This is a genomic window from Mesorhizobium sp. WSM4830 (genome assembly GCF_055811495.1).
Genome location: NZ_JBVVQI010000001.1, coordinates 90,896 through 114,989, shown reverse-complemented (window position 1 = coordinate 114,989; position 24,094 = coordinate 90,896). Strand labels below are relative to the sequence as shown.

The 24,094-nt window shown below is 63.8% G+C and carries 25 protein-coding genes; 16 read left to right on the top strand and 9 right to left on the bottom strand.

Features of this window, described 5'->3' with window-relative positions; translation table 11 throughout:
• Window positions 1-62 precede the first annotated feature (62 nt).
• From AC0L2Y_RS00680 to AC0L2Y_RS00655, 6 genes are all read left to right on the top strand, one after another.
• The gene (locus AC0L2Y_RS00680; RefSeq protein WP_473553007.1) at window positions 63-860 is read left to right on the top strand and encodes an ABC transporter ATP-binding protein; all 798 of its coding nucleotides are present in this window, start codon (window positions 63-65) and stop codon (window positions 858-860) included.
• Entirely contained in the window at window positions 857-1,606 is a 750-nt protein-coding gene (locus AC0L2Y_RS00675; protein WP_473553006.1) for an ABC transporter ATP-binding protein, read from the top strand. The genes AC0L2Y_RS00680 and AC0L2Y_RS00675 overlap by 4 nt, the downstream gene beginning before the upstream one ends.
• A complete protein-coding gene (locus tag AC0L2Y_RS00670; protein WP_473553003.1) occupies window positions 1,603-2,511 on the top strand; it encodes a branched-chain amino acid ABC transporter permease in 909 nt (302 codons plus the stop codon). Before AC0L2Y_RS00675 ends, AC0L2Y_RS00670 begins: the two co-directional genes overlap by 4 nt.
• The gene (locus AC0L2Y_RS00665; protein ID WP_352564867.1) at window positions 2,508-3,491 is read left to right on the top strand and encodes a branched-chain amino acid ABC transporter permease; all 984 of its coding nucleotides are present in this window, start codon (window positions 2,508-2,510) and stop codon (window positions 3,489-3,491) included. The genes AC0L2Y_RS00670 and AC0L2Y_RS00665 overlap by 4 nt, the downstream gene beginning before the upstream one ends.
• Window positions 3,488-4,780 carry an NAD(P)/FAD-dependent oxidoreductase gene (locus tag AC0L2Y_RS00660; RefSeq protein WP_473553001.1) on the top strand — a complete coding sequence of 431 codons (1,293 nt, stop codon included), beginning with the start codon at window positions 3,488-3,490 and terminating at the stop codon, window positions 4,778-4,780. Before AC0L2Y_RS00665 ends, AC0L2Y_RS00660 begins: the two co-directional genes overlap by 4 nt.
• A 76-nt stretch (window positions 4,781-4,856) precedes the next feature.
• Window positions 4,857-5,003 (top strand): hypothetical protein, encoded by a 147-nt coding sequence (locus tag AC0L2Y_RS00655; protein WP_023716676.1) that lies wholly within the window; start codon window positions 4,857-4,859, stop codon window positions 5,001-5,003.
• Window positions 5,004-5,054: 51 nt separating this feature from the next.
• Here the strand turns inward: AC0L2Y_RS00655 and AC0L2Y_RS00650 are convergent, their stop codons facing one another.
• The 6 genes from AC0L2Y_RS00650 to AC0L2Y_RS00625 form a co-directional block, all read right to left on the bottom strand.
• Window positions 5,055-5,891, bottom strand: coding sequence for a GNAT family N-acetyltransferase (locus AC0L2Y_RS00650; RefSeq protein WP_473552999.1), 837 nt, complete (start codon window positions 5,889-5,891; stop codon window positions 5,055-5,057).
• A 5-nt stretch (window positions 5,892-5,896) separates the two neighbouring features.
• Window positions 5,897-6,637 (bottom strand): aspartate/glutamate racemase family protein, encoded by a 741-nt coding sequence (locus tag AC0L2Y_RS00645; RefSeq protein WP_473552996.1) that lies wholly within the window; start codon window positions 6,635-6,637, stop codon window positions 5,897-5,899.
• Between the two features lie 2 nt (window positions 6,638-6,639).
• Window positions 6,640-7,458, bottom strand: a complete 819-nt coding sequence (locus AC0L2Y_RS00640; RefSeq protein WP_473552995.1) for an ABC transporter permease — start codon at window positions 7,456-7,458, stop codon at window positions 6,640-6,642.
• A 4-nt stretch (window positions 7,459-7,462) separates the two neighbouring features.
• Window positions 7,463-8,371 carry an ABC transporter permease gene (locus AC0L2Y_RS00635; protein WP_473552992.1) on the bottom strand — a complete coding sequence of 303 codons (909 nt, stop codon included), beginning with the start codon at window positions 8,369-8,371 and terminating at the stop codon, window positions 7,463-7,465.
• Window positions 8,372-8,607: 236 nt separating this feature from the next.
• Window positions 8,608-9,894, bottom strand: a complete 1,287-nt coding sequence (locus tag AC0L2Y_RS00630; protein ID WP_473552990.1) for an ABC transporter substrate-binding protein — start codon at window positions 9,892-9,894, stop codon at window positions 8,608-8,610.
• A 35-nt stretch (window positions 9,895-9,929) separates the two neighbouring features.
• Window positions 9,930-11,018: an ABC transporter ATP-binding protein gene (locus AC0L2Y_RS00625; protein ID WP_352488532.1), complete on the bottom strand. Its 1,089-nt coding sequence runs from the start codon at window positions 11,016-11,018 to the stop codon at window positions 9,930-9,932.
• A gap of 258 nt (window positions 11,019-11,276) precedes the next feature.
• Between AC0L2Y_RS00625 and AC0L2Y_RS00620 the strand changes: the two genes are divergently transcribed.
• Entirely contained in the window at window positions 11,277-11,990 is a 714-nt protein-coding gene (locus tag AC0L2Y_RS00620) for a GntR family transcriptional regulator (RefSeq protein WP_473552983.1), read from the top strand.
• A gap of 7 nt (window positions 11,991-11,997) precedes the next feature.
• On the opposite strand, the gene AC0L2Y_RS00615 is transcribed toward AC0L2Y_RS00620, so the two are convergent.
• Window positions 11,998-13,095: a lactonase family protein gene (locus AC0L2Y_RS00615; protein WP_473552981.1), complete on the bottom strand. Its 1,098-nt coding sequence runs from the start codon at window positions 13,093-13,095 to the stop codon at window positions 11,998-12,000.
• Between the two features lie 190 nt (window positions 13,096-13,285).
• Between AC0L2Y_RS00615 and AC0L2Y_RS00610 the strand changes: the two genes are divergently transcribed.
• From AC0L2Y_RS00610 to AC0L2Y_RS00575, 8 genes are read left to right on the top strand one after another with little or no spacing between them, the layout of a single operon-like run.
• Complete coding sequence (locus AC0L2Y_RS00610; protein ID WP_352660477.1) at window positions 13,286-13,837, top strand: MaoC family dehydratase; 552 nt, start codon at window positions 13,286-13,288, stop codon at window positions 13,835-13,837.
• A 3-nt stretch (window positions 13,838-13,840) separates the two neighbouring features.
• Window positions 13,841-15,001 (top strand): CaiB/BaiF CoA transferase family protein, encoded by a 1,161-nt coding sequence (locus AC0L2Y_RS00605; protein ID WP_473552978.1) that lies wholly within the window; start codon window positions 13,841-13,843, stop codon window positions 14,999-15,001.
• 20 nt (window positions 15,002-15,021) lie between these two features.
• The gene (locus AC0L2Y_RS00600) at window positions 15,022-16,164 is read left to right on the top strand and encodes an extracellular solute-binding protein (RefSeq protein WP_473553662.1); all 1,143 of its coding nucleotides are present in this window, start codon (window positions 15,022-15,024) and stop codon (window positions 16,162-16,164) included.
• 22 nt (window positions 16,165-16,186) lie between these two features.
• Window positions 16,187-17,374, top strand: coding sequence for an ABC transporter substrate-binding protein (locus AC0L2Y_RS00595; RefSeq protein ID WP_473552976.1), 1,188 nt, complete (start codon window positions 16,187-16,189; stop codon window positions 17,372-17,374).
• Window positions 17,375-17,431: 57 nt separating this feature from the next.
• On the top strand, window positions 17,432-18,169 hold the full coding sequence (locus AC0L2Y_RS00590) for an ATP-binding cassette domain-containing protein (protein ID WP_473552974.1): 738 nt from the start codon (window positions 17,432-17,434) through the stop codon (window positions 18,167-18,169).
• Window positions 18,162-18,905, top strand: coding sequence for an ATP-binding cassette domain-containing protein (locus AC0L2Y_RS00585; RefSeq protein ID WP_473552972.1), 744 nt, complete (start codon window positions 18,162-18,164; stop codon window positions 18,903-18,905). The genes AC0L2Y_RS00590 and AC0L2Y_RS00585 overlap by 8 nt, the downstream gene beginning before the upstream one ends.
• Window positions 18,902-19,852, top strand: coding sequence for an ABC transporter permease (locus AC0L2Y_RS00580; RefSeq protein WP_473552971.1), 951 nt, complete (start codon window positions 18,902-18,904; stop codon window positions 19,850-19,852). Before AC0L2Y_RS00585 ends, AC0L2Y_RS00580 begins: the two co-directional genes overlap by 4 nt.
• Before the next feature lie 5 nt (window positions 19,853-19,857).
• The gene (locus AC0L2Y_RS00575) at window positions 19,858-20,823 is read left to right on the top strand and encodes an ABC transporter permease (protein ID WP_473552969.1); all 966 of its coding nucleotides are present in this window, start codon (window positions 19,858-19,860) and stop codon (window positions 20,821-20,823) included.
• 5 nt (window positions 20,824-20,828) lie between these two features.
• Here AC0L2Y_RS00575 and AC0L2Y_RS00570 read toward each other — a convergent pair whose 3' ends face one another.
• The gene (locus AC0L2Y_RS00570; RefSeq protein ID WP_473552967.1) at window positions 20,829-21,665 is read right to left on the bottom strand and encodes an amidohydrolase family protein; all 837 of its coding nucleotides are present in this window, start codon (window positions 21,663-21,665) and stop codon (window positions 20,829-20,831) included.
• A gap of 67 nt (window positions 21,666-21,732) precedes the next feature.
• Window positions 21,733-22,521, bottom strand: a complete 789-nt coding sequence (locus tag AC0L2Y_RS00565; RefSeq protein ID WP_473552964.1) for an IclR family transcriptional regulator — start codon at window positions 22,519-22,521, stop codon at window positions 21,733-21,735.
• 157 nt (window positions 22,522-22,678) lie between these two features.
• On the opposite strand from AC0L2Y_RS00565, the gene AC0L2Y_RS00560 reads away from it, so the two are divergent.
• Window positions 22,679-23,995 (top strand): type 2 periplasmic-binding domain-containing protein, encoded by a 1,317-nt coding sequence (locus tag AC0L2Y_RS00560; RefSeq protein ID WP_473552962.1) that lies wholly within the window; start codon window positions 22,679-22,681, stop codon window positions 23,993-23,995.
• The last annotated feature ends 99 nt before the right edge of the window (window positions 23,996-24,094 follow it).

Sequence of the window (24,094 nt, the reverse complement as noted above, 5' to 3'; positions counted from 1 at the left end):
AGCAAGTGTGATCACAAATCAAATCATAGGCGACGAAGATCGCTTTTCGGCCAGAGGGATTGATGAGCGACACGACGGAACGGCAGGAGGAGATCCGCGCGCCGGTCCTCACGGCCAGGAACGTCGTCAGACGCTTCGGCGGCCTGGTCGCGGTCAACAATGTCTCGTTCGACGTCCGGCCGGGCGAAATACTTGGCCTCATCGGCCCGAACGGCGCCGGCAAGACCACGATGTTCGACCTCCTGGCCGGCAGCATTCTGCCGACCAGCGGCGAAATCCTTCTCAACGGCGTATCGGTGTCGGGGGAAGCTGCCCATCGCCGCATCGGCCGCGGCCTTGGCCGCACGTTCCAGATCCCCCGGCCCTTGCCTAAGCTGACGCTGATCGAAAACGTCATGCTTGCCGCGCAAGGGCAGGCCGGAGAAAAACTGCTCGCCAATTTCCTGACCCCTCGGCGGGTCGCTGCCGAAGAAAGGGCTGCCGAGACAAGAGCCATCGAACTACTCGAACTCGTCACCATCGCTCACCTCGCACACGAGCCGGCGCGCGTGCTGTCAGGCGGCCAGCGCAAGCTGCTCGAGCTGGCCCGAGTGATGATGGCCGATCCGGCGATCATCCTGCTCGACGAACCGGCGGCCGGGGTCAACGCAACCCTGCTCGAGATCATTATCGACCGCATCCGCGACATCAATGCGCGCGGCATCACCTTCCTGCTGATAGAGCACAATATCGACATGGTGGCGCGGCTTTGCCACCGCGTGCTGGTCATGGCGAGCGGCCAGCTTCTGTGCGAAGGCACCCCGGAGGAGGTGGCGCGCGACCCACGCGTCATCGAGGCCTATCTCGGAGGCGCGGCATGAGCCAAAGGGTACTCGATGTCCGCGATCTCGAAGCCGGCTACGAGCCTGGCGTTCCGATCGTGCGCGGCGCTTCGATCACCGTCGACCAGGGCGAGATCGTCGTCGTTCTCGGTCCCAACGGCGCCGGCAAGTCGAGCCTTATCAAGGCAATCGCCGGCCTTGTCCCGATCACCGGCGGCACGGTGCTGCTGGACGGCAAGGATATCACGGCGTCGCCCGCCCACACCATGGTCCGCCTTGGCCTTGCCTTCGTGCCACAAACAGAGAACATCTTCCCGCTGATGTCGGTCGAGGACAATCTAAGGGTCGCCTGCGGCATCCTGAGGCCGCGCGAGGTCCCCGCCCGCATCGAGGAAATGTATGCGGCCTTTCCCGATCTCGCCCGTCAGCGCAGAACGGCGGCGGGCAATCTCTCGGGCGGACAGCGGCAGATGCTGGCCGTCGCGCGGGCGTTAATCGTCCATCCCAAGGTGCTGGTGCTCGACGAGCCGTCGGCCGGCCTGTCGCCGAAATTCGTATCGATGGTGTTCGAGATGCTGGCCGGCATCCGAAAGTCCGGCGTCACCATCCTGCTGGTCGAGCAGAACGCCAAGGCAGCGCTTGCCATCGGCGACCGCGCCTATGTGCTGGTCGAGGGCAAGGACCGGCACCAGGGCGTCGCCTCCGAGCTCTGGAACGACCCGGTCGTCGCCGAGCTCTACCTTGGCCAGCGCCGCCGTGAGCTAGGGAAAGGAGGCGCGGCATGAACCTGCAATTTGTCGTCGACGGACTGCTGGCAGGGTCGATGATCGGCCTCGGCGCCATCGGCGTGACACTCACCTATTCGATCCTGCGGTTCTCGAACTTCGCCCATGGCGACTTCATGGCCTGGGGCGCCTATGCGACGCTGGCCGTGGTTAGCGCCATCGGCGCGATGTTCGGCAAGATCGCGCCGATCGCGCCCCTCTCCTTCGGTTGGCCGCTAATCGCGGCGCTCATCATCGGCATGGCGGCCACCGGCCTACTGGCGCTGGCGCTCGACATGGTGCTGTTCGCGCGGCTACGGGCCAAGGGCCAGGCGATCATCGTGGTGATGGCGAGCTTCGGCGCCTCGATGGCGCTGAGAAGCCTGCTCGAATTCATCTTCACCTCGCGGCCGACCTATTTCAGCCGGGCCATCCAGATCGCCATGCCGATAGGCTTCGGCATTCGCATCACCCCGGACCAGATCGCGCTGCTGCTGCTGACCGCCATTCTGGTGCTTGGCGTGCATCTCCTGATGACGCGGACCCAGATCGGCCGCTCGATGCAGGCATTAAGCCAGAACGCGGCACTTGCCCGCATCGTCGGCATCGACGTCGCCAGGGTGGTGCGCGTCACCTGGATCATCGGCGGCGCGCTGGCCTGCGTCGCCGGCGTCATGATCGGCATTCTCATCCAGATCCGCCCGTTCATGGGTTTCGAGATGCTGCTGCCGATCTTCGCGGCCGCCATCCTCGGCGGCATCGGCAGCGTGCCCGGCGCCGTTCTCGGCGGTTTGATCATCGGCATGGCCGAAGCGGGTGCCGTGCAATTGATCGGCGCCGAATGGCGGGCGGCCGTCTCGTTCATCATCCTGATGGCCGTGCTGTTCATGCGGCCCATCGGCCTTTTCGGAGTGAGGGAACGCTGATGGATCTGCTCGGCTACGGCGCCTTCTTCCTGACCACCGCGCTGATCTTTTCGCTCGTCACGCTCGGGCTCAACCTGCAATGGGGGCTGACCGGGCTTTTCAATGTCGGGGTCGCCGGCTTCGTTGCCATCGGTGCCTACACCTCGGCGCTGCTGACCACGCCCGACGATGCCGCGCGACTGGGCGGCTTCGGTCTGCCGATCCTTGTCGGCTGGCTCGGCGCCATGCTGGTTGGCGGTGTCGCCGCCGCCATCACCGGCATCGCCACGCTGCGCCTGAGATCGGACTATCTGGCGATCACTACTTTCGGCGTCGCCGTCGTCGTGCAACTGGTAGCGCTCAATGCCCAGAAGCTGACCGGCGGCCCGTTCGGCATCGGCTTCATTCCGCGTCCGTTCGGCGGTCTTGCCGAAACGCCGTTGCTGTTCAACCTTTCGAACCTTGCGATCGTCTCGGTGATGACGCTGATCGTCTATCTCGCGCTGGAGCATCTGTCGCGCAGCCCGTGGGGGCGTGTATTGAGGGCGCTTCGCGAGGATGAGCGGGCCGCGATATCCCTAGGCAAAAGCGCGCGGTTCTACCGCGTCCAGGCCTTTGCCGTCGGCGGCGCCATCATGGCGCTTGCCGGTGCGCTGCAGGCGCATTTCACCGGCTTCATCGCTCCGGACAATTATTTGCCGGCGCTGACTTTCCAGGTCTGGGTGATGCTGATCGTCGGCGGCTCGGGCAGCAACATCGGCGCCGTCATCGGCAGCATCCTGGTCTGGGCGATATGGGCCGGATCGGGAGCCTTGACGAGTGTGTTGTTCTCGCCCGAACAACAGGCCCGCGCCGCCTCGCTGCAGATCGTGGCGATCGGCGTGATGCTGTGCGTCATCCTGCTGGTCAGGCCGAACGGCCTGTTCGGCGACAGGCCGCGGCGTGTGAGGTTTGGCAAGAGCACGAAAGTGACACCAGACGAGAGCGCTGCAAGGTCATGAGCAGCATTGCCGTGCCACGCGGCCTTTCGCTATGGCACGCGGTCGGCCGCAACCGCCGCGACCGGCCGGCTCTCGAAGGTGCACTCGATGTCGATCTGGCGATTGTCGGCGGCGGATTCTTGGGCCTTTCCACCGGGCTGCACACCGCCGAGAAAGGCGTCGCGGTCGCCGTCCTCGAGGCGGAAACCATCGCCTGGGGCGCGACCGGCAGGAACGCCGGCTTTGTCGTGCCGAATTTCGCGAAAAGAGACCCCGACGATATCATTGCCCAGCTTGGGCCCGAACGCGGCGAACGCCTTGTCGATTTCGCCGCCGGCGGCGCCGACCTCGTCTTCGACCTGATCAAGCGGCATGCCATCGAATGCGATGCAGTCCAGAGCGGCTGGATACAACCCGCCCATTCGCCGGCCGCTTTGGAAAAAACTAGATCGCGCGCCGAACAATGGGCACGACGCGGAAGGCCGGCTATTGCGCTGGATAGTCAGGCGGCCGAGGAGCTGACCGGTGTTCGCGGCTATCTCGGCGGCTGGATGGACAGGTCGGGCGGTGTCCTCAATCCGGTCGAATATGCGCGCGGGCTGGCCGACTCGGCGGAAAAGGCCGGCGCCCGCATCTTCGAATATACACGGGTTAAATCGATCGACCGGACAGGGGGTGGCTGGGCTCTGAAGACGGCCGCCGGTTCGGTGCGTGCCGAAAAAGTGCTGGTCGCCACCAACGCCTATGGCGGCGCGCTGGATCGCGCGCTGCAGCGAACCTATTTCCCGCTGAAAATCTTCCAGATCGCGACGGCGCCGCTGCCGCGCGAAACACGCACCCGGTTGCTTCCGGGCGGGCAAGGCGTCGGCGACACCAGGCGCAATCTTTTCACCTTCCGCTTCGACAGCGGAAACAGGCTGATCACCGGCGGCATGCATGTTTTTGGCCCCGGTGCCGACACGCGGGTGCCGCGGGCGATCTGGCGACGGCTCGCCAAGCATCTCGATCTCCCGGAAATCCCGCCGCTTGAATATAGCTGGTCGGGGATGGCTGCCGTCGAGCCCGACTTCCTGCCCCACCTCGTCGATCTCGGCCCCGGCTTGATTGCGGGCTTCGCGTGCAACGGTCGCGGCATTGCCATGACCACCGCCATGGGCAAGGTGCTTGCAGATTGGGTTGATCGAACAAAGCCTCAGGATTTGCCGCTGCCGTTTGCGCCGCCGTCGCCGATCCCGTTCCACAGCCTGATACGGCATGCACCAAACATGGTCCTCCCCTGGAGCATGCTGCGCGACCGGCTGGATCGCTGATCGACGTGCGTGTCCGTCCGCCGTCCTGATACCCGAACTGCTAGACTCGCCCACATCATGTTGTTAACGACAGCGGATGAAGCAGAACTATCTTTATCTCATCATCGGCGCTTTGGTCGTCGCCGTCATTGCGTTGGGGATTTACGTTTATCGCGAGGAGACTAAGCCGAAAGGCGTGGAACTTCGTATCGACGATTCCGGCATTTCAGTTCAGGAAAAGTAGATCACATATTCCTGTTGCCCGACTTTGCGCTGGAAGTCGGCTTGCACCGCCTCACCCCAACTCCAGCGTCGTTATCGCAAAAACCCCGGACTGCATGAGCTGCGGCGCCTTTCCCTTGTACATTCGAGCGGTCTCGAAGCCCGGTTGAAGGCCGGCGGACGACAGCAAATCTGCAAATTGTCCACTGGTTTCGGGAACGTCGAGATGGACGTTTCCAGGACCGGACATGTGCGCGAGCGCGGTGAAGAGATGGCTTGCCGCGTCCAGATCGTCGGCAAAGAGCGGGCCGATCTTGCAGCCGTCCCGGCATTGGCGCGCGACGCCGTATCCCGCAATGGCGCCGTGCTTGAGGATCGCAAGCGCGATATGCGGCGGGCGCAGCCAGTGTTCCAGGGATGATCGCCTCGGGCCGGGGAAGAAACGGCGGTCATAGTCCAGTATGTCCGGCACGAGTTCCGGCCCTAGGGCGCGAATGTCGTTGTCGGCGGCTGCCGGGACATTCGGTGACCCCATGAACCGGATCGTCCGGTAGGCCGGCGCAAAGCCCATGCTGCGGTAGTTGGCCTGCTGTTCGACGACGCCGTCGAGGCCGATCGTGCGCTTGCCGAGCCGCGCCATGCCGGCATCCCAAACGGCCTTGCCGTGGCCTTGGCCACGCCTGTCCGGCCGGCAGATGTAGAGGCCGATGAAGCCGAAATCCTCGCCATAGGCAACGGCCGAAATACCGGCCGCCAGTTCGCCGTCGACAAAGGCGCCGATGAAGCCCTGCGGGTCGGCTGCCTGGAACAGCGCGGAGTCGCCGAGGCCGGGATTCCAGCCTTCCGCCGCCGCCCAATCGACAAGGGTTTCCACTTCTTCACGTGCGAGCGTTCGGATCGTTCGGGGCATTGCGATCAATCGGCGGCACCAGGCGCGAAGGATTTCAGCGCACCATGATAGGGCTTTGCCAATGGGCTTGCATAGGCGCCGCGCTTGGATGTCGTCAGGCCAAGCGCGATCAATGCCTCGGCCTGTTTCACCGCAGCGCCGACGCCGTCGACGACCGGAAGCCCGAATTCCCGCTGCAGCGCCACCGCCAGGTCGGCCATGCCGGCACAGCCGAGCACGATCGCCTCGGCGCAATCCTCGTCGATGGCGCGCGCAATCTCGTCGCGCAGCTTCAGGAGTGCGTCGGACGCCGGATCTTCGAGGGCAAGAACCGGGATGTCGGCGGCGCGCACGCGCGCGCGCCCCGCCATACCATAGCGCTGCACCAGCCCTTCGACCGGCACGCGCGAACGCCCGGTGGTGGTGACGACGGTGAAGCGCTGGGCGATGAACGAGGCCGTGCTGAGCGAGGCCTCGCAGATGCCGATGACCGGAATGTTGGCCATGGCGCGCGCGGCATCAAGGCCGGTGTCGTCGAAACAGGCGACGATCGCGGCTTGCGCGCCTGAGCGTTCGCCGGCGGCGATCTCGACCAGCAGGCCGGGTACGGCAAGCGCTTCATCGTAATAGCCTTCGATCGAAACCGGGCCCATTGTCGAGGTGACAGCAACGATCTTCGTCGATTGAGCAGCGACCGATCGGGCCGCCGCCGCAATAGTGTCGGTCATGCTGGCGGTGGTGTTCGGATTGACGACAAGGATCTGCACTGTCAGGCACGCTCGCGGCGGCGGCCGACATAGACGATCGCGCCGAGCGTCAGCAGGATCACCAGGAAGGAAAACACGGTCGTCACGGTGCCCAGCGCATAAAGCACCGGTGTCGTCACATTGGTCGTCATGCCGTAGATCTCGAGCGGCAGCGTGTTGAAGGTTCCCGCGGTCATCAGCGTGCGGGCGAACTCGTCATATGACAAAGTGAAACCAAACAGGCCAACGCCGATCAGGCTGGGTGCAATCATCGGCAGCACGACGTGCGCGAAGGTTTGCCAGGACGATGCTCCGAGATCGCGCGCGGCTTCCTCGTAGGCCGGCGAGAACCGGTTGAAGACAGCAAACATAATCAGCACGCCGAAAGGCAAGGTCCAGGTCAGATGGGCGCCTAAGGCAGACGTGTACCAGGCGGGACGGAAGCCGATCTGCTGGAAGACAACGCCGATGCCGAGGCTGATGATAATCGAGGGCACGACGAGGCTGGCGACGGCCAGATAAAACAGTGCGGTTGCGCCGCGAAATTTCTGCCGGAAGGCCAGACCGGCAAGCAGCGACACGGCGACCGTGACGACCATCACCATCAGGCCAAGGATGAGCGAGCGTTTGAAGCTGCCGCCGAAGTCGCCGACCGCCTGGCGCTCGAACAAATTGGCGAACCAGTGCAGCGAAACGCCGTTCAACGGAAATGTCAAACCGCCGTTCTCGCCCTGGAAGGAGAGGATGAGGATCGCCGAAAGCGGGCCGTAGAGGAACAGCACGAAAAGCGCAAAGAACGCCGCCAGCACATAGAATTCGAGGGTCCGCTTGTCGTGACTCAAAGTCTCACAGCTCCTTGCGAATGTCGACGATGCGCAGGATGCCCGCGACCATCAGCAGGACCAGTACCAAGAGCACGACCGCGTTGGCAGCCGCCGCCGGATATTGCAGCAGCGACATCTGGTTCTTCATCATCAGCGCGACGGAGGCGCTCTGCCCGCCGGACATCACCTGCACCGTCGAGAAGTCGGCCATCACCAGGGTGACGACGAAGATGGTGCCGATCGCCATGCCGGGCTTGGCGAGCGGAATGACGACGTTCCACAGGACCTGCCAGCCGGAAGCGCCGGCGTCGCGCGCGGCCTCGATCAGCGACTTGTCGATACGCATCAGCGTGTTGAAGATCGGCGTCACCATGAACAGCGTGTAGAGATGCACCATGGCCAGCACCACGGCGAATTCGGAATAGAGCAGCCATTCGATCGGCTTCGGGACCAGCCCCATCTGCACCAGCGTCGAGTTGACCAGGCCATTGCGGCCAAGCACCGGAATCCAAGAGATCATGCGGATGATGTTGGAGGTCAGGAACGGCACCGTGCAGACAAGGAACAGCACCATCTGCATGGCCGTGGTCCTGATATGGAAGGCGAGGAAATAGGCGACCCAGAAACCGATGAACAGCGTCAGCGCCCAAACGATGGCGGCGTATTTCAGCGTGTTCAGATAGGTCTTCCAGGTGACCCAGGAGCCGAGCGTGTCGGCGTAGTTGGTGGTCAGGAAATCCGGGTACATCGCCGCGAAATCGTAGTCCCAGAATGAGACCACGGCGATCATCAGGATCGGCAGCAGGAGAAACGCGCCGAGGATCAGCGCCAGCGGTGCCGCCTGGAGATAGGGTGCGAGGCCGGCTAAGGAGCGCTTACGTCTGGCCGGCTTTGTGGCAATGGTTGCGGGCTGATCGAGTGCCACTGTCATCTGGAACAGCCTCGGTGGTATTTTGCCGGGCTGTGATCCTTCGCGCCCCCCTCTGTCCTGCCGGACATCTCCCCCACAAGGGGGGAGATTGGCTTGCAAGCCGGCCTTCGCCAATCATCGCCGTATGACGAAGAGTGCTGAAGAAAGCCACAGCCGATCTCCCTGCTTGTGGGGGAGATGTCCGGCAGGACAGAGGGGGGCGCGAAGGAATGCAACATCTCAGTTATCGCCTGGCATCAAGCAGCGATGAACTCGTTCCAGCGCTTCACCATGTAGCGGTCCTCGTCCATGACCGAGTTCCAACAGGCGACCTTGCCCATGCGCTCTTCGAACGAGCCGCCGTCACGCACGGCGCCTGCTTTTTCCATGACCTTGCCGTCCGGCGACAGGATATCGCCCTTTGCCGGCTTGCCTTCGATCCAGTAGCCCCACTCGTCCTCCGACATGAACTTCTTGGCCGACACCATGTTGGCCGAGTAGTAGCCCTGGCGGTTGAGATAGCCGCCAACCCAGCCGGACGTGTACCAGTTGATGTATTCATAGGCGGCATCGAGTTCGGCGCCGGAGAGGTGGGCTGCCAGGCCAAGCCCGCCACCCCAGGAGCGGTAGCCTTCCTTGAGCGGCTGGAACCGGCACGCGATGCCCTTGGAGCGGACCGCGGCCACGGCCGGCGACCACATCGACTGGATCACCACTTCACCTGAAGCCATCAGGTTGACGCTCTCGTCGAAGGATTTCCAGAAGGCGCGGAACTGGCCGTCCTGCTTGGCCTTGATGAGGAAATCGATCGTCTTGTCGATCTCCTCCTTGGTCATGTTGCCCTTGTCGGCATACTTGATATTGCCGGTGGCTTCCATGATCATCGCCGCATCCATGATGCCGATCGATGGGATGTTGAGGATGGCGGTCTTGCCCTTGAAGGCCGGATCCATGATGTCGGCCCAGGTGGTGATATCGCGGCCGACGAGGTCGGGGCGGATACCGAGCGTATCGGCATTGTAGATCGTCGGCACCATGGTGAACCAATTGGTCGGCGCCTTGGCGAAGGCCTTGCTGTCCTGCGCCTCGACGTAACCGACCGTGTGCGGCGCGGTGCCCTGGGCGATGACGCTGTCCGGCGTCAGCTTGCCGGTTTTGAACAGCGGCACCAGCTCGTCGTAGTATTTCAGCTTGGTGACATCCATCGGCTGCAGGACGCCTGTCGGAAACACCTTCTTGCAGATCCAGTATTCGATGTCGGCGATGTCGTAGCTGTCGGGCTGCGTCACGGCGCGCTGCGCGGCGGCGTCGGAATCGGTTGCCGTCATCTCCAGCGTGATGCCGAGATCGGCTTTGCACTTGTCGGCGATGGCATTGAGGTTAGACACGCCGGTGCCGAACTGGCGCAGCGTGATGTTCGATTGCGCCCAGATGGTCGGAAAGCCCGATATGGCGCCGGAACCGGCGGCAAAACCGACGGCGGCACCTGTCTTGAGCAGCGAACGTCGCGATATTCCAGTCTTCTTGTCGGTGGTCTTGGTCATGTTCAGTTCCCCTGTTTTGGTTGGTTATGCTGGATTCAGGAATGGAGACGGCCAAGGACGATCGCGTCCTCAGCGTCCCAGGCGATCTGCACGGCGTCGCCGACGGCAACCGGCCTGGCGAAGAAGCTGGTGTCGTCGACGATCACCGTGAAATCGTCGATGCCGGCGCCATTGACCGAGAGCTTCACGGTCGAACCGCGGTACTCGACGTTTGAAACGATGCCGGTGAAGCCGAGCCCGGCTGCCGGCGGCTCGCCGATGCGCACGTGGTCCGTGCGAATGGCGATATCGATGGGCTCCCCGGTCTCCCTGCCCTGCCCGCTGGCGGCGAGCGTGACGCCGCCGGACACATCGAAAACGACCATGCCGTCGCGACTGCCGGTGACGCGGCCGGAGATGACATTGTGGTCGCCCATGAAACGGGCGACGAAGGCAGTGGCCGGCCGCTCGAACACGATGCGGGGGTGCGCCGCCTGCTCGATACGGCCGTCGTTCATCACCACGATCAGGTCGGCCAGCGCCATCGCCTCTTCCTGGCTGTGAGTGACGTGGACGAAAGTGATGCCGAGCGACGTCTGCAGCTTCTTCAGTTCGGCCCGCATGCGGATTTTCAGGAACGGATCGAGCGCCGATAGCGGTTCGTCGAGCAACAGCGCCTCGGGATCGGTGATCAGTGCGCGGGCGAGAGCAACGCGTTGCTGTTGGCCGCCCGAAAGCTGCGCCGGACGACGGCTGGCATAGGCCTCCATCTGCATCAGCTTCAGCATGTCGAGTGCCTTGGCGCGGCGCTCCTCCTTGCCCACGCCTTTCATCTTCAGGCTGAACGCGACATTGTCGATCAGGTCGAGATGCGGAAACAGTGCGTAGGACTGGAACATCATGGCAGTGCCGCGCCTGGCCGGCGGCAGGTCGGTAACCACTGTGTTGCCGAGCCGCACATCGCCGCTCGATATGCTCTCGTGCCCGGCGATCATGCGCAGCGTCGAGGTCTTGCCACAGCCGGACGGACCGAGCAGGCAGCAATAGGTCCCCGCAGGGATTTTCAGGCTGATGCCTTCGACGGCAGTCGTCGCGCCATAGACTTTCGAAACGGACACAATGTCGATTTCGGCGGCTTTGGACATCCAGCTTCCCCTTTGGTCGGATTAGCCAAAGCATCATGCGTGCCAGTTGCGCGCCGCCGCACCAACCGACTGAATCCTCGAAGAAATCGGGGCTGTATCTACGTGGCTGCCGATACGGCATCCTTGTGCAATGCACAAATTATAGGCGATTGCCGCCGATCCTCGCAGAAATCGTATGCAATCTTTTTAATCCCTGTATTCACTTTGTCTCTCGTCCAAGCGATGCGATTCAGGGTAGAAGTACGCAGGATCACCGCCATGAACATTGCCGACCAGACTTTCCCTGCTATCGAGGCCGTCAACGAGGATCGCGCGCAGGCGATCCGCGACCAGTTGCGCGACGCGATCGTCGATCGCCGGTTGGCGCCGGGAACCAAGCTTTCCGAAGGCGAAGTCGGCACGCTGTTCGATGTCAGCCGCACCGTGGCGCGCGCCGCACTGCAGATGCTTTCCTTCGAGGGATTGGTGCGCACCGAGCGCAACCGCGGCGCCTTCGTCGCCAATCCGTCGCCGGAGGAGGCGCGGCAGGTTTTTGCTTCGCGCCGCCTCATCGAACCAGGCATCGCGATTGCCGCCGCCGGACGGATGACGCCGGTGCATGTCGCCGCGTTCAAGGCTCAGCTCGACGAAGAAGGCCGTTTCATCGCCGAGCGCGGACCGAACGCAAGGCGATCGGAGATCAAGGCGTCGGGGGATTTTCACCTGCTTCTGGCGTCGGTCGCGGGAAACGTCATCCTGCAGCGCTTCATGGAGGAGCTGGTCGCTCGTTCATCGCTGGTGATCGCACTCTATGGCCGCTCGGGTATCTCGAGCTGCGGCCACAACGAACACACGCAGATCCTCGAGGCGCTGGAAAACGGCAATACCGAACGCGCCAGCGCGCTGATGCTGCACCACATCGACCATATCGAGGCCGACCTCGATTTGCGCGTCAGGAGCGGCCCGGCACTCAGGCAGGCGCTCGAGTTCTGAGATCACGTCAACGCACGATCCTCACGCACATCGGCGTGCCAATGTCGATGGATCGGCTGGTGTCGGTCAGCCGGCCGGTTGCGGCATCACGGGCGAAAATCGAGATGCGGTCGGCATTCTGGTTGGCCGAGAACAGATGGCCGCCCGAGGGTGTCAGGGCCAGATTGCGCGGCGTGGCGCCGCCGCAAGGCGTATAGCCCACAAGGGCAAGGCTGCCGGCTTGCTGGTCCACCGAAAACACGGCGATGCTGTCATGGCCGCGGTTGGAGCCGTAGAGGAAGCGGCCGTCGGGCGAGATCTGGATGTCGGCGCAGTGATTGCCGTCGCGTGCCTCGGGCGGCACGGCCGGTTTGCTGTCGATCACCGTAAGCTTGCCTGATGCTTCATCCAGCGCCAGCGAGACGACTGTCGAATCCAGCTCGTTCATGACGAACACGAAGCGGCCGCCCGGATGCAGCGCCAAATGGCGCGGACCGGCGCCCGGCGCGAGCGCCGACGCCGCGAGCTTCGTCAGGCTGCCGTCTGAGCCGATGCGATAAGACACCAGCCGGTCGATGCCGAGGTCGGCGACGATCGCCATGCCGCCGGCAACCGTCTCGGTTACGCTATGGGCATGCGGCCGCTCCTGGCGGGCAGGATCTGGTCCGGTCCCGCTATGCGCGACGCTCGACAACGGCGCTGTCAGGCCGCCATCCTCGCGCAGCCCCAAGACCACGACCGAGCGATCGGGGCCGCCCTCGCCCATGCCGTAATTGGCGACCAGCAGCTTTGTCCGGTCGCGCGTGATGGTGTTGTGCGCCGTGATACTGCCCAGCGTCGGCTGCTTGTTGATGTAGGACAGCGTGGCGGTCTGCCTGTCGAAACGGTAGGCCGAGACCACGCCTTCGCGCCAGGTGAACACTTCGGAGTTGGCGTAAACGTGGGAGCCGTCCGGCGTCACCGACAGGAAGGTCGGATTGTCGATGTCCTCCGTCTCGGCCAGTTTCTTTGTCTCCAGCGTCCCCTCGTCGAAACTGTAGACGCCCAACCCGACACCGCGCGCGCCCTGAAAATACGGGGCGTCGCGATTGAGGCTGCCGACGAAAACCAGACAGGCATTCTGCATCGCTTCCTCCCTTGTTCCGCCGGCATTGGCCGCGACGGAGCAGGCAAAATTTCGCCGAGACTCGCTTGCAACACAACCCCATATGTGAAAATACTATTCACAAAAGAAGATTGACGGGAGGATCGATCATGCATTTCGCTGGTCTGCGGCGCGCCCTGATGGACGATTCCCGCTGCCCGGGGAAGCCGTCATGAGCGGTTTCGCGCCAACCGTGGGCGTGGCATCGACACACCCCGCCAATATGCCTAGGGATCATGCCGACCTTCCTGTCTGGAATGCGGAGAACTGGTTCTACGAAGACTGGCCGGTCGGCCAGAAGATCCGCTCGCTGCGCCGGACCATTGCCGAGGGCGACAGCCATCTCTTCAACACGCTGGTACTCGATATCCATCCATACGTGCAGGACCAGATGTTCGCCGAAACGGAAGGCATTTTCGGCAAGCGGCTGGTCGCCGGCGCTTTCGTGTTCTCGGCCGGGCTCGGGCTGGTCGCCACCAACTGCATCAACGCCTTTTCTTATGGCTACGACAAATTGCGCTTCATCAAGCCGGTGTTCATCGGCGACACGATTTATTCGATCCGCTCCAACCTCGACAAGAAGCCAAAATACAAGGAAATGGGGCTGATCCGCGCCAGCTACGAAGTTTTCAAGGGTGAAGGCGAGCTCGTGCTTTATTGCGAGCACCTGCAGACGGTGAAGTACCGCAATCCGGCCGATTTCGCCGGCAAGACGGAGAAATAGGCAATGGCGGCCATTGCCGAACTGCCGCTGACCGGGCTCATCGTTGTCGATATGAGCCAGTTCTTGTCCGGGCCCTACTGCTCGCTCAGACTGCTCGACCTCGGTGCTCGCGTCATCAAGATCGAACGGCCGGATGGCGGCGACCTGTCGCGCCGGCTCTATCTCAGTGACACCGAGATCGGCGGCGATTCCACTATTTTCCACGCGATCAACCGCGCCAAGGAAAGCTTTGCAATCGACTTGAAGGACGAGGCTGACCTTGCGGCGCTGCGCGGCCTGCTGGCCAAGGCCGACGTGCTGATCCAGAATTTCAGGCCCGGCGTCATCGAACGCCTGGGCTTCGATTACGAGGCGGTGCGCAAGATCAATCCGCGCCTGGTCTATGCCTCGATCAGCGGCTATGGCGAGGAAGGCCCGTGGGTCAAACGGCCCGGGCAGGATCTGCTGGCGCAGGCCCGCTCCGGCGTGATGTGGCTGAACGGCGACGAGGACCAGGGGCCGGTGCCCTTCGGGCTGGCGATCGCCGACATGCTGGCGGGCTCCGCCGCCGCGCAAGGCATTCTTGCGGCACTGGTGCGGCGCGGCATGACCGGCAAGGGCAGCCACGTCGAGACCAGCCTGCTCGAAGCGCTGGTCGACTTCCAGTTCGAGGTGCTGACCACGCATCTCAATGACGGGCGCCGGCTACCGCGGCGGTCGAGCTTCCGCAGCGCGCACGCCTATCTGTCGGCGCCCTACGGCGTCTATCCGGCCAAGGACGGCTATCTGGCGATCGCGATGACACCGATCTCGAAACTCGCCGATCTCCTCGGGCTCGAGGAACTTGCGCCCTACCGCGACCAGCCGTCGACCTGGTTCACCGCCCGCGACGAGATCAAGGCGGTCATCGCGCAAAAGATCGCGACCAGGACGGTCGACGAGTGGCTCGGCATTCTCGAGCCTGCCGACATCTGGTGCGCTAAGGTTTTGACATGGCCGGAGATGATGGCCAGCGAAGGCTTCCAGGTCCTCGACATGCTGCAGACGGTGACGCGCGAGGATGACGTTTCGATCCTCACCACGCGCTCGCCGCTCAGGGTCGACGGCATCCGCGCCAAGGTCGAGCGGGCCGCGCCGCGCATCGGCGAGCACAGCGCAAAGATCCGCGCGGAGTTCGGGCTGTGAGCGACCTAACGCTCAAAGGCATGACCTGGAGCCATCCGCGCGGCTATGACCCGTTGGTCGCCTGTTCGGCGCTATGGACGGAACGGACCGGCGTCGTAATCGAATGGGGCAAGCGCTCGCTGCAGGATTTCGAATCCTTCCCGGTCGAGGAACTGGCTCGTGGCTATGATCTGATCGTCATCGACCATCCGCATGTCGGCCAGATCACCGCCGAGAGCTGCCTGACGCCGCTCGATGTCGCCGGCCGGGAAGCCGAACGCGCGGCACTTGCGGCGGGCAGTGTCGGCCGGTCCTTTCCGAGCTACAACTGGCAAGGCCGGCAGTGGGCGTTTCCGATCGACGCGGCGAGCCAGGTGCAGGCCTGGCGGCCCGACATGCTTTCGGCCGCGCCGGCGAGCTGGGCCGACGCGCTCGATCTGGCGCGGCAAGGCCACGTGTTGTTGCCGCTGAGGCCGCCGCATTCGCTGATGACGTTCTACACGATTGCCGGCAATCTCGGCCGGCCCGCCGGCGAAGGCCCTGGCGACCATGTGGATCCGGCAACGGGCAAGCAGGTCTTCGAGATGATGCGCGAGATCGCAGCCCTCGTCGACCCGGCCTGTCTTGGCATGGATCCGATCGCGGTTCTGGACCAAATGGCCGGATCCGGCTCGCGGATCGCCTGCGCGCCGCTGATCTATGGCTACGTCTCCTATGCCATTGCAGGGTTTCGACCCAACCGCCTGGCTTTCGCGGATATCCCGGTCGCAGGCAATGCCGGCCCCAAAGGCTCGGCGCTCGGCGGGACCGGCCTCGCCGTGTCGGCCTTCTCGAAGGCCAGGCAGGCAGCCATCGACTTCGCCTACTGGATCGCCAGCGGCGAGGTGCAGCGCGGCCTCTACGCCGCGGCCGGCGGCCAGCCCGGCCACGCCGCGGCCTGGGAGGATGCCGCCGTCAATGCCGCCGCCGGCAATTTCTACAAGGACACGCGGGCCACGCTCGAAGGTGCCTGGGTCAGGCCGCGGCATGACGGCTACATGGCGTTCCAGCAGGCGGCGTCCGATCGCATCAATCTCGGCCTGAGCGAAAGGCACAATGCGGCTCGCGTCGTTGCCGATCTCAATCGCCTGTTTCGGGAGAGCCTTTCGACGCAGGTGTCCGGCGTTGCCGGCGGAGGAGCCTGAAAACAAGCGAACGGAGGAGAACATGAACAGCCTGATCCGCGGCCTTATGGCCGCAACCGCACTTGCATCGGTCACGACCATAGCCTGCGCTCAAGACGTTTCGGGCGTGATTGCTGGATTGCCGACCGAACTGAAGGCGCAATATGACGGCGCGCCTCAGAAGGTGCTGCCGTCGGCCTGGGATAATTTCACGCCGCCGCCAAAGCCGTGGAAATGGTGCCACTCTGAGTCCTACCAGGGCAATCCGTGGCGCGTCACCGTCACCAAGGAGTTGAAGCGGCTGGTCGACGGCCTGATCGCCGACGGCACCGTGGCGAGCTTCGAGGTGTCGGATTCCAACAACGACGCCAGTCAGCAGATCAACCAGATCCGCGCCTTCATCGACAAGAAATGCTCGATCATCACCTCGATCCCCGGCTCGGCCACGGCGCTGGACGATGCCATCGATGCCGCAGCCAAAGCCGGCATCCCCTTCATCACGGCAGCTGGGTCAGTGACCAGCCCGAATGCGATCAACGTCGATTCCAACTATGCGCGCTGGGGCTATGACATGATGACGGCGATCGGCAAAGCGATGCCGGACGGCGGCAGCGTGCTTCTGGTCGAGGGCATTGCCGGTCACCCGATCGTCGTGCAGGAGCGCCAGGGCGCCGACAAGGCGCTGGCCGAAAATTCAAAGCTCAAGGTCTCGCGCAGCGTCAACGGCAATTGGACCGCTAACGTCACCAAGACGGCGGTGCTGCAGGCGATCGCCACCAATCCGGCGCCGATCGATGCGGTGTGGACGACCGGCAGCGAAAGCCGCGTCGTTGCCGAGGCCTTTGCCGAGGCCGGCCGCCCTGCCCCGCTGATCACAGGCTCGATCACCGGAGATGCGCTCGGCTACTGGAAGGCCAATCCCGACAAATACCGCTTCGAAGGCCATGCGGTTCTGCCGCACTGGACGGCCGAGACGCTGTTTCGTGTCGGGACGCGCATGCTGGATGGGCAGAAGCCCAAGCTCAACACGCTGCTGATCCCGATTCCGCCGGTGCACAATGCCGACCTCGGCACCTGGTACAAGGACTGCATGACGCCGGACGCCGTCTCGATCTTCCCGGTCCCGCCGAAGGATCCGATGCCGGAGGAATGGCTCGATGCCTACTTCGCCAATCCGGCACCGACCAAGGGCTGGGATTATTCGAAGGTGCCGGACGCCTGCGCCAAGTAGCATTTATGAAAGCCGGCTCCGCACCAGCGGTGCCGGCTTTCTCCATCAGGATTGCTCATGCTGGAAGTCCAGGCCATCTCGAAGCGCTACGGCGAAACGATTGCGCTGGCCAATGCCTCCATTGCGTTCCGTGCCGGCACGATCCACACCATCCTGGGCGAGAATGGTTCGGGCAAGAGCACGCTGGTCAAGCTGCTGTCGGGGATCGTCCAGCCGGACAGCGGCGCGATCCTGCTCGACGGAGCGCCCTTCACCGGCCTCTCGCCGGCGGCCTTCCAGGGCGCCGGGTTCGCCACCGTGTTCCAGGAAGTGCTGATCGCGCCTGACCGTTCGGTGACCGACAACATCCTGCTCGGCCTCGACGGCCTGCTGACGCGCACGGTGCCCCGCGCCGAGCGGCGGCAACGCGCGCAAGCGGTGCTGAAGCGCTTCGCAGTGACCGAGATCCCGCTCGACCAGTTGGCCGGGCAATTGCCGCTGGCGGTTCAGCAATTGGTGGTGCTCGCCCGCGCCGTGGTACGCAGCCCGCGCATTCTCATCCTCGACGAGGTCACAGCGGCGCTAGACTTTGCCGATCGCGAGGCGGTTTTCGCCATGATGCGCAAGCTTGCCTCGGAAGGCTGCCTGATCCTGTTCATCACCCATCGCATGGACGAGGTGATGGCGCTTTCGGACCGGATTTCCGTGCTGCGCGGCGGCAGCGTGGTGACGACTGAGGAACGCGGCACGTCCACCGCATCCGAACTTCTCAGGGCGATGGCGCCACGCACGGCGGCGGAACTGGCGCATGGCTGATCGCGCCAGCCTTTCGGTGCGCGGCCTGGTGATCGCGCCGGGCGCAAGCCCCGTGACGCAAACCATTGCGCCGGGCGAGATCGTCGGCCTTGCCGGCCTCGACGGCCACGGCCAGGAGCGGTTCCTGAAAGTGCTGGCCGGCCTGGAACGCCCGGCTGGCGGCGAGGTGACCGTCGAGGCGCCAACCGGAGCGCGCGCGATCATCAATTTCCGCAAGGCAGTCGCCGGCGGCATCGCCTATTTGCCGCGCGACCGGCGCACCACCGGCATTTTCCCGACGCAATCGGTGCTCGACAATTTTGCCGTCTCGACGCTGTCGCGCGATATACGTTTCGGCCTGCTCAGCTTCGCCGCACGGCGGCGGCGCTATGACGCTTATCGCGAAAAACTCTCCATCGTCGCGCCACAGCCGGACGCCCCGATCACAACGCTCTCCGGCGGCAATCAGCAGAAGGTGCTGCTGGCCCGTGCACTGGCGCTGGAACCGGCGATCCTGCTGCTCAACGATCCGACGCGCGGTGTCGACGTGGCGACGCGCCATGTCCTCTACGATGTGTTTCGTGGACTGGCGGCGGACGGCATGGCTCTGGTCATCCTGTCGAGCGAGATCGAGGAGATCCTGCTGCTTTGCCATCGCGTGCTGGTGTTCCGCGAACAGCAGGTGGCGGCTGAAATCACCGGAGACGCAATGAAAAGCGATGCGGTGATCGCCGCCATGTTCGGGCGCGCCGCATGAGCGGCTTGCGGCGCATGGCGGCGCGATGGCGCGGCGCGGGCTTTGCGGCAGTGCTGTTGGTGATCCTGATCGCGGTCAATCTGCTGCTCAATCCGGCGCGCTTCCATCCTGCCGCCTGGGGCGCGCTGATCGGGCTCGCCGCGCCGCTGGTTGGCGCAGCGCTCGCCTCGGCTCCAGTGATCCTCGCCGGGCGCGGCGGCATCGACATTTCCGTCGGGCCATTGATGGGCTTCGTCAATGCAATGGTGATCCAGCTGCTGTTCCTCAGGCTTGGGATGTCTTCGCCGCTGGTCATTGTGCCGGCGGCGCTTTTGATCGGCGCGATCGTCGGCGCCGCCAACGGCTTTCTGGCGACCATCGTCCGCATCCAGCCGATCGTTGCGACGCTCGGCACCTACCTGATCCTCACCGGCATGACGCTGACTGTCCTGCCGGCGCCGATCGGGCCGGCGCCGGGCTGGCTGAAGGCAATGGCCGGACCCTGGTCGGCGCTGCCGCTAGCGCTGATCTTCCTGTTCTGGTGGCTGGTGCGGCAGACGCCTTACTACAACCAGCTGATGGCGGTGGGCAGCGACGACCGCGCCGCCTACACGGCGGGCGTTCCGGTGACGAAAGTGCGTTTCATCGCCTATGTCATGACCGGCATTCTCGCCGCCTGTGCCGGCCTGATGCTGACCGCGCTGATCGGCTCGGCCGACCCCAATATCGGGCCAACCTACACGCTGATCGCGATCGCCGCGGTGGCGCTCGGCGGCGTCAGCCTTGCCGGCGGGCGCGGCGGGCTCGCCGGGGCCGCGATCGGCGCCATCGACATCTTCCTGCTGCAGAGCGTGCTGACCGCCTTCAACGTCTCCACCTATGTGCTGCAGATCGCCTATGGTGCGATCCTGGTTGTGGCCGTGATCATGACGGCGCTGCAGGAGCGGCTATCAGGGCGGAAAGGCTGAGAAGCATGCGCCAGACCTGGTTCCAATCCACCAATGCCCGCGTCGCCGGTGCCTTTGCCGTCGCTGTCGCCTTGCATCTCCTTGGCACCTTGCTCATTCCGGGCTACTCCCAGCCCTTCGCCATCCGGGCACTGTTGGTGATCGCCTCGCTGCTGGCGGTGGCATCGATCGGCCAGACCCTCGTCGTCATCTTGGGCGGCATCGATCTGTCGATCCCCTTCATCATCGGCTTTGCCAATGTCGTTGCCGCACAGCTCTACGGCAGCGGTTGGAATTTTGCTCTTGTCTGCGCGGTCGTCGTCGCGCTCGCCATACTGATCGGGGCGCTGAACGGCCTGATCTCGCGCGGGCTCGACATCCACCCGCTGATTGTCACGCTCGGCGTCGGCATGATCGTGCAAGGTGCCGTGCTGTTGTGGACCGGCGGCTTTCCATCCGGATCGGCGCCTGCTGCGGTTTCCGCCTTCGTTTCGATCGGCGGTTCGGTCGGACCGCTGCCGGTGCCGGGGCTGGTGCCATGCGTCGTGGTGCTGACCTTGCTGGTAGCGCTGGTACTGGCGCGTACGCCATATGGCCGCCGTCTCTATGCCCTCGGCAGCAACCCAGGTGCTGCGCCGCTGGCGCTGATCGATCCAGTCCGCATGTGGACGGTCACCTATGCCGCGAGCGCCTTCTTTGCCGCCGCGGCCGGCGTGCTGCTGCTCGGCTTCACCGGCTCTGCCTATGGCGATGTCGGCCAGCCCTATCTGTTCCAGACGATCGCGGCAGTGGTGGTCGGCGGCGCCGCCCTTGTCGGCGGCCGCGGCAGCTATTTCGGCACCATCGCCGGCGTGCTGGTGCTGACGGAGATCAACACGCTGCTGATCGGCCTCGGCTTCAGGCCGTCAACGGTGCAGGCGGCACTTGGCCTGGTCATCGTGCTCCTGGTTTCGCTCTACGGCCGCGAGCGGCACGTGTCGGCGACAATCTGAGGCGCCTACAAACTCCACAGCCGCTTCGCATTAGCGGACAGCAGCTTTTGCCGTTCGTCAGCGCTAGCGCCGCTGAGCAGCGCGTGCGTTGTCGCAATCCAGGTCGCAAGCCCGCCGCCAAGCGTGCAGACCGGCCAGTCGCTGCCCCAGACGACACGGTCCCAGCCGAAGCATTCGATGGTGTGCTCGACATAGGAACGCAGCGTTTCGACAGTCCAGGATCCGGCATCCGCATAGGCGACCACACCGGAAATTTTGCCGACGACGTTCGGGCGCCGCGCGATCTCCGCCATGTGCTCGCGCCAGGGGTGCTCGGCACCGCCCTTGATATCGGGCACGCCGCAATGGTCGAGCACGAACTGCACATCCGGCGCGAGGTCGGCGAGTGCAATCGCCTTGGGGATCTGGTGCGGCAGAACGACAAGGTCGAAGGTCAGGCCGCTGCCGGCAAGCCGCTTGATGTTTTCGCGGAACAGCGCGCCTTCCGAAAGCTCGTCCGGCATGACGTGCAGCACGCGGCGAAAGCCTTTGACGAAAGGATCGGCACGCTGGCGCTCGAGATAGGCGGCAAAGCCGGGCTCTTCCGGACGGCAGGAGGCGATTGCCCCGCGTAGCAAGCTGTTCTTCTGCTGCGACAGCGCTTTGACACGGCTGGTTTCGGCCTCGATGTCGGCTGGATCGACATCGACCTCCATATGCAATGCGCCCTCGATGCCGGCCCGGCGCGCCTGGAGTGCATATTCGTCGTAGGAGAAATCGCGGTTGAGCGCCGGCACGCCGGAGAGCCAGGGGTAGCGCAGCGCGAACTGGTCGATCAGGTGCAGATGGGTGTCGAAGATCATGGTGGCGCGCTCCTCCTTGGCGACTTCGAGATCATCTCACGGAGAAATTCTTCATTCAAATAAGAATTCATCGCGATTGCTTGACGGTCGATCCCGCCAGTTGCGACAGCTTTTCGGTCGCCGTCAGCAACAGCTCGATCGTCCTGGTAATGTCGGGCGCCTTGGGTGCGTTGACCAGGGTAATGTAGGGGATCGACAGTGCGGCGATCGCCTTGCCGTCCGAGCCGAGAACGGGCGTCGACAGGTTGAACACGCCGGCCGTCTGCAGCGATGCCATCATCTCGTAGCCGCGTTCCCTAATCTGGTCGAGGCGGGCAAAGAATTCCGGCGACTGCGGTGGCTTGTCGGTGCTGCGCAGATGTTCTGAGATCATCATCTGCCGCTCTTCCGGCGGGCGGAACGCCAGCAACACGTGGCCGGAGCCGGTGTCGAACAGGCTGATATGCGAGCCGACGCGGATGGAGATGCCCCAGTAATCCGGCGCCTCCTGCTGTGCGATCACCACGGCGGAACCGCGATCGAAGACGACCAGCTGGTTTGCCTGCTGTGTGGTTTCGGCCAGTTCGCGCATCAGCGGCGTCGCATAGGAGGCTAGCCGGCGCACCGGCGCGTGCAGCTGCGCCAGGCCAAACAGCTTGAGCGTCAGCGAATAACGGTCGCCATCCGGCCGCGTGACATAGCCGCGCCGCACCAGCCGATCCAGCATGCGATAGAACTCGTTCGGGCTGCGGTCGAGTTTCTTGGCGATTTCCGCCTGCGTCAGGCCGCCATCGACGCCGGCCAGCAGCTCGAGGATGTCGAGCCCCTTGTCCAACGCCGGGGCTCGATAGCGCTCGTCTTCCTCGTCCTCTGCCATTGGGCTTCTCCAGTGAATTTCACATTTCATATACGCATAACGGTTGCTTCCGGAAGAACTTTCGGCTTGACGATCCTATAAATATTTTGTTTGTATATGAATGAAGCTGCCGATCAGCCCTCGCTATGGATCGACGCAGACTCTTGGGAGGATACCAATGACTAAACTGTTTTGCGGCCTGTCGGCCGGCGTAACGCTGCTCGCAATGGGTGCGAGTGCCCTTGCTGCCGAACTGCCCGGCAAATTCGACGGCGTCACCATCGACGCCAAGCTGATCGGCGGCCAGCAATATGAAGGGCTGTACGCGCGCATCGGCGAATGGGAAAAACTGACCGGCGCCAAGGTCAACGTGATCTCGAAGAAGAACCACTTCGAGCTCGACAAGGAGATCAAGTCGGACATCGCCTCCGGCAGCATTAACTGGTGCGTCGGCTCGAACCACTCGTCCTTCGCGCCGCAATATCCTGATATCTACACCGACCTCAACAAGCTGCTGCCGAAGGAGGAGATCGACGCCTTCGTGCCGTCGACGATCAAGGCCTCGACGCTCGAGGGCAAGCTGGTGATGCTGCCGCGCGCACAATTCGACGTCTCGGCGCTCTATTACCAGAAGAGCCTCTATCAGGATGAAGCCAAGAAGGCCGCCTACAAGGCCAAGTACGGCAAGGAGCTGACACCGCCCGACACCTGGGACGAGGTCGCCCAGCAGGCGGAATTCTTCGCCAGCCCGCCGGATTTCTACGGCACCCAGTTCGCCGGCAAGGAAGAGGCGATCAACGGCCGCTTTTACGAGATGCTCATCGCCGACGGCGGCGAATACCTCGACAAGGACGGCAAGCCGGCCTTCAACTCGGAAGCCGGCGTGCACGCGCTCGACTGGTTCGTCAATCTCTACAAGGCCAAGGCGGTGCCGGCCGGCACCACCAACTATCTCTGGGACGATCTCGGCCAGGGCTTTGCCTCGGGTACCGTCGCCATCAACCTCGACTGGCCAGGCTGGGCAGGCTTCTTCAATGATCCAAAGTCGTCGAAGGTCGCCGGCAATGTCGGGGTGAAGGTAGCGCCGAAGGGATCGGCCGGCATTCGCACCGGCTGGTCGGGGCACCACGGATTTTCGGTCACCGAGAACTGCGCCAGCAAGGAGGCTGCGGCGTCGCTGGTCTGGTTCCTGACCAATGAGGACAGCCAGAAGCTCGAGGCGGCAAGCGGCCCACTGCCGACCCGTACGGCGGTGTGGGACTGGGATATCCAGCAGGCGGCCAGCGATCCTTACAAGAAGGAAGTGCTGGCGGCTTTCCAGGAGGAGGCAAAGCACGCTTTTGCCGTGCCGCAGACACCCGAATGGATCGAAATCTCCAACGCCGTCTATCCCGAATTGCAGGCCGCCATCCTCGGCGACAAGACCTCCAAGCAGGCGCTGGACGACGCTGCCGCCAAGGCTACCCAGATTCTTGAAGACGCCGGCAAGCTTTGACCATTCTCCCAAGGGGCGCCGCGCTCATCGAAGAGCGGCGCCCCCGAACTTTTTACGAACCATGCGCAACACGCTTTGTCTTGATCCCGGCTCGCCAAT